The organism is Streptomyces sp. NPDC021100, assembly GCF_044333095.1.
In the GTDB taxonomy this organism is placed as follows: domain Bacteria; phylum Actinomycetota; class Actinomycetes; order Streptomycetales; family Streptomycetaceae; genus Streptomyces.
This window is the reverse complement of record NZ_JBIRQH010000008.1, coordinates 230,869-245,380: the sequence shown is the minus strand read 5'-3', so window position 1 is coordinate 245,380 and position 14,512 is coordinate 230,869. Positions and strand designations below refer to the sequence as shown.

At 72.5% G+C, this 14,512-nt stretch carries 12 protein-coding genes; 5 read left to right on the top strand and 7 right to left on the bottom strand.

What is annotated here, in order from left to right:
• Positions 1-56: 56 nt before the first annotated feature.
• Both ACH4PU_RS17905 and ACH4PU_RS17900 read right to left on the bottom strand, forming a co-directional pair.
• A complete protein-coding gene (locus tag ACH4PU_RS17905; RefSeq protein WP_398272560.1) occupies positions 57-1,544 on the bottom strand; it encodes a hypothetical protein in 1,488 nt (495 codons plus the stop codon).
• Between the two features lie 513 nt (positions 1,545-2,057).
• Positions 2,058-3,314, bottom strand: coding sequence for a M6 family metalloprotease domain-containing protein (locus ACH4PU_RS17900; RefSeq protein ID WP_398272558.1), 1,257 nt, complete (start codon positions 3,312-3,314; stop codon positions 2,058-2,060).
• A gap of 292 nt (positions 3,315-3,606) precedes the next feature.
• On the opposite strand from ACH4PU_RS17900, the gene ACH4PU_RS17895 reads away from it, so the two are divergent.
• Together ACH4PU_RS17895 and ACH4PU_RS17890 are read left to right on the top strand one after the other, a co-directional pair.
• A complete protein-coding gene (locus ACH4PU_RS17895) occupies positions 3,607-4,239 on the top strand; it encodes a TetR/AcrR family transcriptional regulator (RefSeq protein WP_398272556.1) in 633 nt (210 codons plus the stop codon).
• A gap of 270 nt (positions 4,240-4,509) precedes the next feature.
• The gene (locus tag ACH4PU_RS17890; RefSeq protein WP_398272554.1) at positions 4,510-6,027 is read left to right on the top strand and encodes an MFS transporter; all 1,518 of its coding nucleotides are present in this window, start codon (positions 4,510-4,512) and stop codon (positions 6,025-6,027) included.
• 148 nt (positions 6,028-6,175) lie between these two features.
• Here ACH4PU_RS17890 and ACH4PU_RS17885 read toward each other — a convergent pair whose 3' ends face one another.
• Positions 6,176-6,682, bottom strand: a complete 507-nt coding sequence (locus ACH4PU_RS17885) for a MarR family winged helix-turn-helix transcriptional regulator (protein WP_185942594.1) — start codon at positions 6,680-6,682, stop codon at positions 6,176-6,178.
• Between the two features lie 199 nt (positions 6,683-6,881).
• Here ACH4PU_RS17885 and ACH4PU_RS17880 point away from each other — a divergent pair, with 199 nt between their 5' ends.
• A complete protein-coding gene (locus tag ACH4PU_RS17880) occupies positions 6,882-7,640 on the top strand; it encodes a dioxygenase (protein WP_398272625.1) in 759 nt (252 codons plus the stop codon).
• A 29-nt stretch (positions 7,641-7,669) separates the two neighbouring features.
• On the opposite strand, the gene ACH4PU_RS17875 is transcribed toward ACH4PU_RS17880, so the two are convergent.
• Together ACH4PU_RS17875 and ACH4PU_RS17870 are read right to left on the bottom strand one after the other, a co-directional pair.
• The gene (locus ACH4PU_RS17875) at positions 7,670-8,785 is read right to left on the bottom strand and encodes a questin oxidase family protein (RefSeq protein WP_398272551.1); all 1,116 of its coding nucleotides are present in this window, start codon (positions 8,783-8,785) and stop codon (positions 7,670-7,672) included.
• 117 nt (positions 8,786-8,902) lie between these two features.
• A complete protein-coding gene (locus tag ACH4PU_RS17870) occupies positions 8,903-9,370 on the bottom strand; it encodes a hypothetical protein (protein WP_398272549.1) in 468 nt (155 codons plus the stop codon).
• Positions 9,371-9,941: 571 nt separating this feature from the next.
• On the opposite strand from ACH4PU_RS17870, the gene ACH4PU_RS17865 reads away from it, so the two are divergent.
• Positions 9,942-10,940, top strand: a complete 999-nt coding sequence (locus ACH4PU_RS17865; protein WP_398272547.1) for an RNA polymerase sigma factor RpoD/SigA — start codon at positions 9,942-9,944, stop codon at positions 10,938-10,940.
• Between the two features lie 132 nt (positions 10,941-11,072).
• Here the strand turns inward: ACH4PU_RS17865 and ACH4PU_RS17860 are convergent, their stop codons facing one another.
• Complete coding sequence (locus tag ACH4PU_RS17860; protein WP_398272545.1) at positions 11,073-12,047, bottom strand: helix-turn-helix transcriptional regulator; 975 nt, start codon at positions 12,045-12,047, stop codon at positions 11,073-11,075.
• 92 nt (positions 12,048-12,139) lie between these two features.
• Here ACH4PU_RS17860 and ACH4PU_RS17855 point away from each other — a divergent pair, with 92 nt between their 5' ends.
• Complete coding sequence (locus ACH4PU_RS17855; RefSeq protein ID WP_398272543.1) at positions 12,140-13,669, top strand: MFS transporter; 1,530 nt, start codon at positions 12,140-12,142, stop codon at positions 13,667-13,669.
• A 97-nt stretch (positions 13,670-13,766) separates the two neighbouring features.
• On the opposite strand, the gene ACH4PU_RS17850 is transcribed toward ACH4PU_RS17855, so the two are convergent.
• Positions 13,767-14,363 (bottom strand): GNAT family N-acetyltransferase, encoded by a 597-nt coding sequence (locus ACH4PU_RS17850; RefSeq protein WP_398272541.1) that lies wholly within the window; start codon positions 14,361-14,363, stop codon positions 13,767-13,769.
• Positions 14,364-14,512 lie beyond the last annotated feature (149 nt).

The following is a 14,512-nucleotide window of genomic DNA, read 5'->3' as shown; positions in this document are numbered from 1 at the left end:
GGGGTTGCGGGGGCTGGCCCCCGCGGAAACGGAGAAAGGGCGGGACCGGGGCACCCTCACCGCGAAGCGGCCACCCGCTCCACGACGACAAGATGCCGCACCGCCCCCGTGACGACGGTCAGCTCAGCCGGAACTCCACGCCCATCCCCCAACCAGGCGTACAACCCCGACACATACGCGGCCGGATCACAAGGATCGGCCCGCCCGTCCCCACCCGGCACGGCGGCCAGCCGCAGTAGCTCACCCCCGCGCGTACGGACGGTCCCGCGATCGACCCCGGTGAGATACGCGGCGAGCCCGCAGTGCGGATACCGCGCCGCGATCTCGGCAGCCCAAGCACCGGGCGGCCCGACCCGCGGATCCTCCGGATCACCGTCCCGGAGGATGACATCGGCGGCCTCCAGCAGAGACACGTCGGACGTCTCCTCGTGCACCACCGTATGCGCGGCCTCCGCCTCCGGCTCCTCCGGCTCATACGCCGGGTCGGCGTACCGGACGACGGCCACCTCGGGCGGATCGACGCGCACCACGCGCGTGAGCGCGCGAACGGGCGCGGTCCGCACCGCGGGCTGGTGCGCGGGCAGGGGCAGTCGGCCGAGGAGCGCCGGGCGTCCGGCCGGCTCGGGAAGGTCCATGATCCGGTAGAGAAGGCGGCGCAGCAGCGCGGCCGAACGCCCCGGCGCCGAGCTCGTCAGCTCCGCCAAAGCGGCGTAGGCGCCCGGGTCGTGGGACTCGATCACCGCCGCTATCCGGTGCCGCAGGTCGTCCGACGCCCGCAGGCGCGGCGCGGCCCGGCCGAGCGCGGCCACGGGCGACTCCGGATCGAGGTCGGCTTCCGGGAAGGAACCGAGGAGGACCGGCCGGCCGATGGCCGCCGCGTAGTAGGTGACGCTGCCGTGATCGCCGATGACGCAGTCGGCGGCGATCAGGGCCTGTCGCCAGTCCTCCAGCGGGTCGACCGGCGTCAGCCCCGCCCGCCGGGCCCGTTCCAGCCAGGCGCGGACCTGGCCGGGTCCGTGCCCGTACCAGATGTTGGGGTGCAGGACGGCGATCGTCCGGTACTCGTCCGCGGGCAGCTCGGAGGTCAGCCGGGACAGCAGCCAGGACAGCCGGTCCTCCGCGCCGTCACCGAACAGCGCGCGCGGCGCCCAGGTGGAGTTGAGGACGACGAGCCGCTGACCGGGGGCGACGCCGAAGGCGCGGCGGAAGCGGTCGCGGTGGGGGAGCGCTTCGAGGAGGCGGTCGTAGCAGGGGTCACCGGCGAGGACGGCCGTGGGGGCCGCCTCCGGGCAGGCGGCGCGGAGGCGGCGGAGCTGCTCGGGGTGGGAGAGGACGGTCGCCGTCGCGAGGGGGCGTCCGTCGTGGAGCAGCCACTCGGGGCCGAGGCCGAAGACCGGCGCGACGGCCGCAGGAGCGGCGAGGGCGACGGCAGCGGCTCCCGGCTCCCGGCTCCCGGCTCCCGGCTCCCGGCTCCCGGCTCCCGGCTCCCGGCTCCCGGCTCCCGGCTCCCGGCGCGGCCAGCCTCTTATTGTAGCCAACCCCATGCGAGAGGATCACCAACTTCCCCTCAAAAGCCTCCAGTTCACCCCCGTAACTGGCCGCGATCACCGCATCGAAGACCCGCGCCTCCTCCTTCGCCTGCTCCCACGGCAGCACCGGCAGTCCCACCCCCGCCAGCAGCTCCGGCACCCCCGCGAGAAACGGTGACGACCCGGTGCACGTCACCGCCATCTGCACCCGCAGGTCCCCGTCGAACAGCGGCTTCACATCGAGCAGCCGCGTCGCGGACGTGACGTTGTGGACGACGAACAGCACCCGCTTCACCTGGCCGCGGGTCACCCACCGCGCGGCGTCCGCGCCCACCGGCACCCGCACTCGTCCCGGTATCCGTACCCGTCCCGGCACCCGCACCCGTCCCGGCACGTGCTCCCGCACGTCGTCCCGCACCCCCGGCCCCCCTCGTCACACCCGGCGGCGGTGGCAACTCCCCACCGCCTTCACCCGCCACGTTACTGCCGTCGCCCTCGCCACCGGACGGTCCGCACGACGCCCAAGGCTCAGCGCCGCGAACGCGTCACCCTCACCCGCCACTTGCCGTGTGCGTCGCGGCCGAGGACGTCGACGGTGACGCCGTCGGTCACGCAGTGGCCGCCGACGGGGTACGGGGCGTCGCTCAGGCTCGCCGTGACGTTGGGGTCGGTGGTGTAGCAGCCGCGGCCGCGGGGGGTGGCGTCCAGGGCGCGGACCGGGCCGGTGCCCGAGGGGCGGTCGGTGGCGACGGTGGTGACCAGGACGCCGGGGCGGCAGACGGCGTGGTCGAGGGGGCCGCGGGTGCGGGCCTCCAGGGTGAGGGCGCGCCGGCGGGAGACGGGGACGACGATGAGCTTGGTGCCGCCGGGGGTGGCAGTAGGGGTGAGAGTGAAGGTGCGGCTGCCGGCCACGGTGACGCACTGCACCTGCCGTGGCGCGAGCCACCCCAGCTTCCACTTGTGCCAGGCGAGGAAGTCGTTCGAAGGCCCCCAGTCCTCGTCCATCGGGTCCCAGTGCCCGACGGGGGAGGCGACGCGGTCGCCGTGCCCGGCGGCGTAGAGGTCGGGGAGGCCGAAGCTGTGGGCGTTCTCGTGGACCAGGACGCGGTACGGGCTGTCGCCCGTCTGCCGGCTCCATATGAACGAGATGTTCTTCAGGGCGGCGCCGTGGCGGGTCCGCAGACCCGTCGGGGCCCCCGCGAAGGTCACCGAGCGGACGTCCTCGGTGGCCGGCGGGCCGGCGTCCGGGCTGGCCAGGACGTTGACGAGGTCGTAGCGGCGCAGGTCCACCGTGCCGTCGATCGCGGCGACGATCTCCTTGGTGAGCGCGTGGTAGCCGCTGTCGCTGCGGGTGTCGAACGGCGTGCCGCGCCGGATGCCGTACGCGGCGTACGGGCGCGACATACGGATCCAGCGCAGCAGCGGCGTGGAGCGGTAGTCGAGGCGCCCGTAGGAGCTGGTCCGGTAGAAGTCGGAAACGGCCGGGAAGAACTCGGCGTACCGCTCGCGCGGGCTGCCCTTGCCCGGGGCGTCGGGGAAGTCGATGAAGAGGGTGACGGCCCGTACGGTCCCCCGGGAGCGGGCGTAGCCGCGCGGGGTGCGGGCGCTCTCCGAGACCGAGCGGGTGCCCGAGCGCAGGGCGCAGGGCCCGGACGGGGGGCGGCCGGTGGGATCCGGGCCGGCGGCGGGTATCGCCGCCGGCCCGTGGGCGCCCGCCCGGCCCGCCACCGGTGCGGTGAGGGCGAACAGCGCGGCCGCCACCACGGGGATGGCCAGGGTTTTCATGCCTGTCACCTCCTGCCGGGTGACTAACACCTTGGGTTGTCGTACGTCCGTGCGCTTCCGGGGGTACGGCAAGCGGGGGACACCGGTCGCTTCAAACGTGACGCACGTCACGTCGGAGAAGGGAGCGGAGCGGAAATATCCGGGGAGCTTCTCCCCGTTTAAGCTCTCGTCCCCGCGCAAACGGGGAAGCCTTCCCCGTTTGGCCCGAGTCCGGCTCGGCTCGCCGGGACAGTCCACATGAGGGCTCACCGGGAGAACCGGGAGAGTCCACAGGAGAGAGAGGAGACCCGTCGTGACCACACCCCAGCCGCGGCTGCGCGCCGATGCCCAGCGCAATAGGGAGCGCATCGTCGCCGCCGCCCGCGAAGTGCTGGTCGAGCACGGGGCCGAATTCTCCTTCGACAAAATCGCTCGACGCGTCGGGGTCGGCAATGCGACGCTGTACCGTCACTTCGCGGACCGCCGCGAGCTGATCCACCATGTCACCCTCTCGGTGATGGACCGCATCGCGGACCGCGCCGAGACAGCACGAGCCGAGGAGCCCGATGCTTTCCGTGCGCTGAGGCGGTTCGTTCACGCCGCGGCAGACGAACGGGTGGGCGCGCTGTGCCCGTTGCTCGACTCCGATGTGGATCACGGTCATCCGGATCTCGTCGAGGCGCGCGACCGGCTCGACCGGAACCTCCGGGAGTTGATGGCCGCCGCCCGCGAAGCGGGGCAGTTGCGTTCCGACATCGACGTCGGTGACCTCATGGTGGCGCTCACCCAGCTGACCAGACCGCTGCCGGGCAAGGGCTGTCCGGACTTCGACCGGTTCGTCCACCGGCACCTCCAGCTGTTCCTGGACGGCCTGATGACCCCGGCCCGTTCCGAACTGCCCGGTTCGGCGGCGACTCTCGACGAACTGCGCCACAACCGGCGGTAGGTCCGGCCCCGTTGTCAGACCCACCTGCCATAGTCCGACCTGTACGTCCTTCGCACCGTCCGCCCTGACCTACCGTTCGACCTGTTCGTCCCGTCCGACCCCACCGGTTCCCTCCTTCCTCCCCGACGGTCCGAGTTCTTCGCGCCACCCGCTTCACCGGCCGTGCGGGGCGTGCCGGCCGTGTCGTGCACGTCACGTCACATCCGCCCCCGGCACTCCGTCATTCCTTCGGTTCTCGTTCACCTCTCGCACCACTAGGCAGGCCCTTCCATGCCCGACACCACCACCCCGGATCCCCGGCGCTGGAAAGCGCTGATCTTCATCGCCCTGGCCCAGCTGATGGTCGTCCTCGACGCGACCATCGTGAACATCGCGCTGCCGTCCGCCCAGGCCGACCTCGGCATCTCGGACGGCAACCGGCAGTGGGTCATCACCGCCTACGCCCTCGCGTTCGGCGGACTGCTCCTCTTCGGTGGCCGAATAGCCGACCTGTGGGGCCGTAAGCAGACCTTCATCACCGGTCTCCTCGGCTTCGCCGCGGCCTCCGCGCTCGGTGGTGTGGCCGTCAACACCGGCATGCTGCTGGCCTCCCGCGCCCTCCAGGGCGTCTTCGGCGCGCTGCTCGCGCCGTCGGCGCTGTCGCTGCTCGCCGTCAGCTTCACCGAGGCGAAGGAGCGCGCCAAGGCGTTCGGCATCTTCGGCGCCATCGCCGGTGGTGGCGGTGCCGTCGGTCTGCTGCTGGGCGGCGTGTTCACCGAGTACCTCAACTGGCGTTGGACGTTCTTCGTCAACATCCCCTTCGCCGCCGTGGCCGCCGCCGGTGCCATCGCCGTCATCCACGAGCCCGAGGGCAGCCGAAACCCGGCGAAGCTCGACATCCCCGGCGTCATCCTGGCCACCCTCGGCCTGGTCTCGCTGGTCTACGGCTTCACCCGCGCCGAGAGCGACGGCTGGACCGCCGGTCTGACGCTGACCCTGTTCGCCGCCGCGGCCGTGCTGCTGGTGTCCTTCGTCATCGTCGAGAGCAAGGTCAAGTCGCCGCTGCTGCCGCTGCGCGTCATCTCCAACCGCAACCGCGGTGGTGTCTACGGCGCGCTCGGCCTGGCCTCGATCGGCATGTTCGGTCTGTTCCTCTTCCTGGTCTTCTACCTCCAGGGCATCAAGGGGTACAGCCCGATCACCAACGGTCTGGCCTTCCTCCCGATGATCGCCACGATGATCACCGGCTCGACCCAGATCGGCGCCCGGCTGATGACCCGGGTCCCGGCCCGCTGGCTGATGGGCCCCGGCTTCCTGACCGCCGCCCTCGGCATGGCATGGCTGACGCAGATCGACACCGACACGTCGTACGTGACGGGCATCCTGCCGGGCCTGCTGCTGATGGGCATCGGCATGGGCACGGCGTTCATGCCGGCCATGAGCCTCGCCACGCACGGCGTCCAGGCCCGTGACGCCGGTGTCGCCTCCGCGATGGTCAACACCTCGCAGCAGGTCGGCGGCGCGATCGGCACCGCTCTGCTGAACACCCTGGCCAACAGCGCGAAGGACGACTACGTCGCGTCCCACCGGGCGGGTGCCACGACCAAGGAGGCCATCCAGGTGCTGGGCATCAAGGCGACGGTGCACAGCTTCCAGGTCGGCATCGCCTGGGCCACCGGCATCCTGACCCTGGCCGCCCTGGTGGCCGTGGTCTTCGTCAACGCCGGCCGTCCGAACGCCGCGGCCACGGCGGGCGGGAGCGACGCGGAGGGCGCCGTCGAGGACGCCGTCCCGGTGATGGCCCACTGAGGCCGTAGGCCCCACCGGGGGCCGCGCCGCCCGGCGGCCGCGGCACCCGAGGGGTCGAGGGGCTGAACGAGGCCCGAAGCGAAGCCCCCGCACGGAACGATCCGTGCGGGGGCTTCGCCGTACCCGGAGGGGCCGCCGGCGCCCCGCCTCAGCGCAGCCAGGGCAGGTCCGCGCCGGCCGGCTGGAGGCCGCTCGCGATGGTCGCGCAGATCTCGCCCAGCTCGGTGACCTGCTCGGGCGTGAGCCGGTCGAAGATCGCGGCCCGTACCGCGGCGACATGGCCGGGCGCCGTCCTGCGCAGCACCTCGAACCCCTCGTCCGTGAGCACCGCCACCTGCCCGCGCCGGTCGGAGGGGCAGTCCTCGCGCCGCATCCAGCCGTTCTTCTCCAGGCGCGCCACGGCGTGCGACAGCCGGGACCGGGTGATCTTGACCTGCTGGGCCAGTTCGGTCATCCGCATCCGGCGGCGGGGGGCCTCGGAGAGCTGGACGAGCAGCGCGTAGTAGATGTGCGGCATCCCCGCGTCACGCTGGAGCTGGCGGTCGAGATGGTCCTCCAGGAGCGTGGTGGCGTGCAGGTACGCCTGCCAGGTCGCCTGCTCCTCGGCGGAGAGCCAGCGGGGCTCCGCCGGGTCCGTTGCGGGTTCTTTCCTCATGACATCCACTGTTCCACTCGTCGGTCGGCCGGTCGGTCGGCCCTTCGGGGATTCTTGAAGTCTAAATAAAGTCGTTCTAAAGTGATGCCGTAGAGCTTGAAAGTTCAAGCAAATCGACCGAGCGAGCTCAGGAGCGACCGTGCAGGACGACACCTCGGACCCCCGCCCCGGCCCCGCATCCGTCCCGGTCCCCGGACGGATGCCCGCCCTCTACCTCTCCCACGGCGCCCCGCCCCTCGCCGACGACGCGCTGTGGCCCGGCCAGCTCGCCGCCTGGTCGGCCGAGTTGCCCAGGCCCCGCGCGATCCTCATGGTCTCGGCGCACTGGGAGGAGGCGCCGCTGGCGCTCGGCGCGACCCGGACCGTCCCGCTCGTCTACGACTTCTGGGGCTTCCCGGAGCACTACTACCGCGTGCGGTACGCCGCCCCGGGCGCCCCCGGTCTGGCGGAACGGGTCCGCTCCACGCTGCGCGGCGCCGGCCTGCCCGTCCACGACATGCCGGAACGCGGGCTGGACCACGGCGCGTACGTGCCGCTGGTCGAGATGTACCCGGACGCCGACATTCCGGTGCTCCAGATGTCGATGCCCTCGCTCGACCCGGTGCGCCTCATGGAGATCGGACGCCGGCTCGCACCCCTGCGTGACGAGGGCGTGCTGATCGTCGGCAGCGGCTTCTTCACCCACAACCTGGCCGCCCTGCGGCACCAGGGCGGCACGCCCGCCTGGTCCGCCGAGTTCGACCACTGGGGGCGGGAGGCGCTGGAGGCACAGGACGTCGACGCCCTGCTGGACTTCACGCACACGTCGCCCGCGGCGCACCTGGCGCATCCGCGCACGGAGCACTTCGCGCCGCTCTTCGTCACGTTGGGCGCGGCCGAGGGGCAACTCGGCAGCCAGCGCAGTGTGATCGACGGGTTCTGGCTGGGACTGGCCAAGCGGTCGGTGCAGTTCGGCTGACGGCCCTCCGGTGGCCGCGAGGCGCGCCCTCACGCGCCCGGCGGCGTGATCAGCTCGACGGCGCGGACCGTGGCGGCCAGCGCCCCCGGGGCCGCCTCCGGGTCGGCCGCGGCGACGTCCAGCGCCGTGTCCGTGAACTTGATCGTGTGCTCGTCGCCGTGCTCCGCCGCCCGGGCGAACGCCTCGTCGGCCGTGACGAGCGCGCCGGTGACCGGCTCCAGTGGCCCGGGCGCGGGGTACGCGGCCGTCACCGACGCGGCGGCCTCCCAGGCCGCGTGGAAACCGGGCACCCAGAGTTCCCGGGGGAGTGCGGGGAGGGTGCGCAGGACGGCGTTGGGCGCGGTCGCCGCGTGGACGAGCATGACCGGCGAACCGTGGGCCCGCTCTCCGTAGCGCAGCACCGTCGCCCGGACCAGCTCCGCCAGCATCCCGGGCACCTCGTCGGGGCCGGCGGGCGGGCGCACCGCGTTCGCGGCGGTGGGCCAGCCGGGGGTCCCCGGCAGCCGCGCGAAGCGGGCGCGGATGCCGGGCGGCGGGTCCGCGATGCCGGGCACGCCGGCCAGCGCGGCGCCGATGCCGGCCGTTCCCGACGTCGTGACCGGCGCGGCGAGCGGCTGGTGGCGGGCGGCCCAGTAGCCGAGCGCGTGCCCCAGCTCGGCCAGCCGCGGCGCGGTCTCGTCGCCGCCCTGAGTGCCGTTCCGAGCGCTGTCGTCAGTGCCGCCGTCCCGGACGCCGTCGAGGAGCGCGCGGACGGCGTGGCCGGTGCGGATGACGGGGTGCGTCGAGCCGCCCGTGATGCCGGGCAGCAGCCGGGGCCACCACTCGGCGAGCACGTCCCGCCACGGCCGTTCGGCCAGGACGCGGGTGAAGTGGTCGATCCAGTCCCCGAGCCGGGCGGGGTCGCCGAGCGCCGCGCGCCACGACGCGTCGTCCGCCGCGTCGATCCGGACGCCGGTGCGGCCCGGCAGGTCCTCCAGCCGGTGCCGGTACCCGTCGAGCCAGCGGTGGACGAGCGGCGCGTGCCCGTGGCGGACCAGCGCCTCGACGGTCATGGGGGCGTGGTTGGTGAGCCGGCCCTCGAACTCCGGACCCTTGGTGTGGAGGCGTTCGAGGGCCTCGTCGAATGTCCCGGTGGTGTGGGTCATGACGCCACGCTAAGCCTCTCCCGTCACACCGGAAACGGTCTGCGGACGTACACCTCCGGACTTCGGCCGCCCTCGCCGACCGCCCGAACGCGCCCTTCCGGCGCGCCGGTTGACGGCCTATCGGCGGACGTGGCGCTCGTTCCAGTGGAAGAGGTTGTACGACGTGAGCCCGACCAGGACGGCGAAGCCGAGTCCGATGCCGAGCGAGCGGAGCCAGGAGCCGCCGGCCACGCTGTGCAGCCAGCCGAGGGTGACGCCGGTGAGCGCGCCGTACGCCGCCGCGCGCACCTCGGTGATCATCGCGTTGCGGTCGCGCACCAGCAGGTAGCCGACGCCGGTCGCGACCGCCGCGGTGACCAGGCCCAGCAGCCAGCCGCCCAGCTCGGAGAAGCCGTTCTCGTGCGCGAGGAAAACGGTGTACAGGAAGAGGACGAACCCCAGTCCGACGGGTACGGCCCAGACGGGACGGCTCCGGTCGGGGACCGGGCCCGCCCGCGTCCCGCGCACCGGGAGACGGGCGCCCCTGGGCACCGGGCCGGGGCCCTCCGGGGTGTGGTGGGAAGGCAGGATCGCGTGCGCCGGCATGGCAGGGCTCCTCTCGTCCGTCCGGGGAACCGGTCGCGTCCGTCCGGGGGAACCGGCCCCTGAGAACCAGCGCACACCCGCGTCCGCGCGGCGGCAAGTGGATCAGTGGGACGGCGCGTTCCGCGCGTCCGCCCGGCCCGCGCGATCCGGCCCGACGGCGCCCGTACTCCGTCATGTCCCCGCCTCCGGCCCGGCCCGCGCAACCGTAGGGCGGCGCGGGCCGTCCTTCCCGGTGGCGGACGCGCCCCGAGGTGCCGGGGGCGGCGTTCTTCCGAGGCCGCGGGGAAGGCGTCAAGGGTGACGGCCGTCTCAGCGGGCGCGGTGGGCGCGGTGCGGGCGAGGGCCCCCACCGGTCGTCCTCCGGCCGTTCGCACCCGCCCTGACCAGGGACGTCCGTCGGCCCGTCCGGCATGCGTGCCCGCGTGCGGCGGGACAGGGTACTGCATGATCGTAAAAAAGAAGACGCCTCCTGGGAATTCTGTCCGGATTCCAGTCGTTCTTTTCTTCGGACGGGTTCGCTGAGCGCGAGCCCCCCACCATCCCGCGACCGTCTCATCGCAAGGGAGTACGCATGGCAACCCGTGCCGTCGCCCGTCGTCAGCCCGCAGCCAAGGGCGCCGACGAGGCAAGCAGTGTTCGCGCCTCGAGCGGGGAGATCGCCGATCGCGACCTGGTCGGCATGTACCTGGACGAGATTGCGCGGACGCCCCTGCTCGACGCCGCGAAGGAGGTCGAGCTGTCGCAGGCCATCGAGGCGGGCGTCTACGCCCGGCAGCTCCTGGACGGCCTGGAGTCCGGCGAGGCGGGGGGCGCCTCGCGCGAGGAGCTGGAGGCGATAGCCGACGAGGGCGCCCGCGCCAAGGACGTCTTCATCAAGTCGAACCTGCGGCTCGTGGTCGCCGTGGCCCGCCGGTACCCGCGCAGCGGCCTGCCGCTGCTCGACCTGATCCAGGAGGGCAACGCCGGCCTGGTCCGCGCGGTGGAGAAGTTCGACTACACCAAGGGATTCAAGTTCTCCACGTACGCGACGTGGTGGATCCGCCAGGCGATCACCCGCTCGATCGCCGACCAGTCGCGCACCATCCGGCTCCCCGTCCACCTCGTCGAGGAGCTGGGCCGCATCCGCCGGGTGCAGCGCGAGTTCAACCGGGAGAACGGCCGCGACCCCGAGCACGCCGAGATCGCCGCGGAGCTGGGCACCACGCCCGAGCGCGTGGGCGACGTCCTCGACTGGGCCCGGGACCCGGTCAGCCTGAACATGTCGGTGGACGACGAGGGCGAGACCCAGTTCGGCGACCTGCTGGAGGACACCTCCGCCGTATCGCCGGAGCAGTCGGTCATCGCGCTGCTGCGCAGCGAGGAACTGGAGACCCTCATCGGCCGGCTCGACCACCGGACCGCGTCGATCATCAAGGCGCGCTACGGGATCGAGGACGGGCGGGAGCGCACGCTGACCGAGGTCGGCAAGCAGCACGGGCTCACCCGGGAGCGGATCCGGCAGATCGAGAAGCACGCGCTTCTGGAGCTCAAGAAAATGGCTCACGACACCGGGTTCGACGCGGCGGCCTAAAAGGGCATATCCTTATAGATCGGACCCCGGCGCCTCCCCCCCCTGCGCCGGGGTCCTTCTTGTGCACCGGGCGTGCACCCGGGCCCGTGGGCTTGGAGCCCGCGGCTTCGCCACTCCTCGCCCGGCCACCCGTTACGCTCCGCCCGGGCCGCCCGCCGCCCGAGTGATCCGCTCCCCGAGCGCCCGTGTGCACGCGATCAGCTTTTCCGGCTCGTGCACCTCGAACTCGCAGCCGAGCATCGCCAGGTGGATGGCCACCCACTCGACGGAGTCGGCGCACTCCGTGTCCAGCCGGCAGGTCTCGTCGTCGACCGGCAGGGGCGCTCCCATCCAGTGCGGCAGCCGGCCCGCCACGGCCGTCACGGGCGCGTGCAGCGTCACCACCATCCGCAGCTCCGGCTGCCGCCGGGTCGTGGGGCCGCTGACGAACTCCGCCGCGTTCTCCGCCGGTAGCTCGCGCGGCTCGAAGCGCGCGCCCGTCGGGAAGGGGTCGCTGACCCGGTCCACCCGGAAGGTGCGCCAGTCCTCGCGGTCGTTGTCGTAGGCGACCAGGTACCAGCGGCGGCCGGTGCTCACCAGTCGGTTCGGCTCCACGAGCCGCTTGGTCTCCACACCCTCGGCGGTGCGGTACGAGAACCGCAGCCGCTCGTTGCCGGTCGTGGCGGCGGCCATGACGGTGAGCGTCCGCGGGTCGACCGTCGCGCCGTCGCCCCAGGTGAGCGGCACGGTGGCGGCCTGCAGGGCGGTCACCCGGTGACGGAGCCGGGACGGCAGCACCTGTTCGAGCTTGGCGAGCGCCCGTACGGACGCCTCCTCGATGCCCTCGACGGCGTGCCCGGCCCCGGCCCGCAGGCCCACCGCGATGGCCACCGCCTCCTCGTCGTCCAGGACCAGCGGCGGCATCGCCGCCCCGGCGGCCAGCCGGTACCCACCGACGGCTCCCATCGTTGCCTGTACGGGGTAGCCGAGGTCGCGCAGCCGCTCGATGTCCCGACGGATCGTCCGCGGGCTCACACCGAGCCGCTCGGCGAGTTCGCTGCCCGGCCATTCGCGTGGGGTCTGCAGAAGGGAGAGCAGATTCAGAAGCCGTACGGGTGTGTCGGTCATAACGCCAGCGTGCCAGGTATCTAGGACACAGCTTGACCTAGACGGGCTCTAGCGTGGGACACCCCGGAACACGAAGTGGAAGGCAATACCCCGTGAGCTCCCCGAGCACCGATCCGAGCACTGATCCGAGCGCCGGACCAAGCACCGGCACCCTCGACCGCCGCCGCTGGATCGCGCTGGCCGTCGTGCTGACCGCGTCCTTCATGGACCTCGTCGACGTGACGATCGTCAACATCGCGATGCCCAGCATCAGCCACGACCTCGGCGCCTCGTTCAGCGTCCTCCAGTGGATCACCGAGGGCTACGCCCTCGCCTTCGCCGCCGGTCTGATCACCGGCGGCCGGCTCGGCGACATATACGGGCGTCGGCGGGTCTTCCTGCTCGGCATGGGCGGCTTCACCCTCGCCTCGATGCTCTGCGGTCTCGCCGGCGATCCGCACCTGCTCGTCGCCGCCCGCGTCCTCCAGGGCGGCACCGCCGCGCTGATGGTGCCCCAGGTGCTGGCGATCGTGCACTCCAGCTTCCCGGCGCACGAGCGCGGCAAGGTCTTCGGCATGTTCGGCGCCATCGTCGGACTGGGCGCCGTCTCCGGCCCGATCCTGGGCGCGCTGCTCACCGAGTGGAACATCCTCGGCCTGGAGTGGCGGCCGATCTTCCTGGTCAACCTGCCCGTCGGCATCGCCGGTCTGATCCTCGGCCGCCGCTTCATCGCCGAGTCCAGGGCCGAGAACGCGCTCAAGCTCGACCTCGTCGGCGTCGCCCTCGCGACCGGTGGCATCGTCATGTTCCTCTACCCGCTCACCCAGGGCCGGGAGCTGGGCTGGCCGCTCTGGGGCTTCCTGCTGATGGGCGGCAGCGCCGTGGTGCTGGCCCTGTTCGTCGGCTACGAGCGCCACAAGAAGCGGAAGGACGGCTCGCCGTTGGTCGAGCTCTCCTTGTTCACCGTGAAGAGCTTCGCCGCCGGCATCGGCGTCCAGCTGGCCTTCGGCATCCTCACCGGCATCTACTTCCTCTGCTGGACCCTCTACATGCAGCTCGGCCTCGGCTGGAGCGCACTGCGGTCCGGCCTGACCGGCATCCCGTTCTCCATCGCCGTCTCGATCACGGCCGGCATGTCCGTCCAGAAGCTCGTCCCGCGCTTCGGCCGCAAGGTCCTCCAGGCGGGCGCGCTGATCATGGCCGCCGGTGTGCTGCTCTACATCTGGGAGACCGGCCACTACGGCGCCGACATCACCTCCTGGCAGATGGCCCTGCCGCTGACGGTCATGGGCGCGGGCATGGGCTTCGTCGTCGCCCCGCTCACCGACGCCGTCCTCTCCGAGGTGCCCCGCGAACACGCGGGCTCCGCGTCCGGCCTGATAAACACCACGCAGCAGCTGGGCAACGCGATCGGCCTGGGCCTCGTGTCGGTGGTCTTCTTCGGGGTCCTGGACGAGGACGCGGTCGCGAAGGGCCGGGGCGCCACGGCCTTCGGCGACGCGTACGGCAACGCCCTCTGGTGGGTCGCGGGCCTGCTCGTCCTCGTCTTCCTGCTCGTCTTCGCCCTCCCGCGCCGCTCCCGCACCGAGGCTCCGGTGGCGGACGCGGTGCCCGCGGAGAAGGGCGAGCCGATAGCCGCGTGACGACCTCGGGGACGGGGAGGCGCCTCGGCCCCCGCCCGGGCCGCCACCGTGACGGTGGTCCGGGCGGGGGCCGAGGCGTTGTCCGCGGTCCCGTGGGTCATCCCCGGTCGAGACGGCTCACGAGCCGCTCCCGCACCGAGGGCCACTCCTCCCGCAGCATCGAGAAGTAGACGCTGTCCCGCCAACTCCCGTCCGGCCGCTGCCGGTGCCGCCGGAGCGTTCCCTCGTACGCGGCCCCGAGCCGCCGTACCGCCGCCTGGGACCGCTCGTTCCGGTGGTCGATCTTCCAGTAGACGCGGCCCATGCCGAGCTCCTCGTAGGCGTGCGCGAGGAGCAGGAGCTTGCTCTCCGTGTTGACGGCGGTGCGCCAGTACTCCCGCCCGTACCAGGTCCCGCCGATCTCCACCTCCTCGTGCTCGGTGCTCGCCCCGAAGAAGCAGGTGACGCCGGCGGTCCGGCCGGTCGCGAGGTGGACGACGGCGAACGGGACGCAGGCGGGGTCGGCGAGCCGGCCCTTGACGATGGTGTGGAGCTCGTCCTCCGTGTGCGGGGTGAGGCTGAACGTCCAGCGCCAGACCTCGTCGTCGCCGCCGACGGCGCGGAACAGGTCGGGTACGTGCGTGGGGTCGAGGGGTTCCAGGCGGACGTGCCGGCCGGTCAGGGCGGTGGTGCGGGTGGGCAGCTTCGCGATCATGGCTCAGGAACGTAGGGGCATTTCGCACTAGGGGCAAGGGAGTTACGCACTAGTACGTAAGGTCAACCCCGTTTCTGTCCGACTGGCTTCCGTAAGTGTTTACTTCGCGCCCGTACTGCCCGTACTCTGCCGCTGATCCCACATAAGCG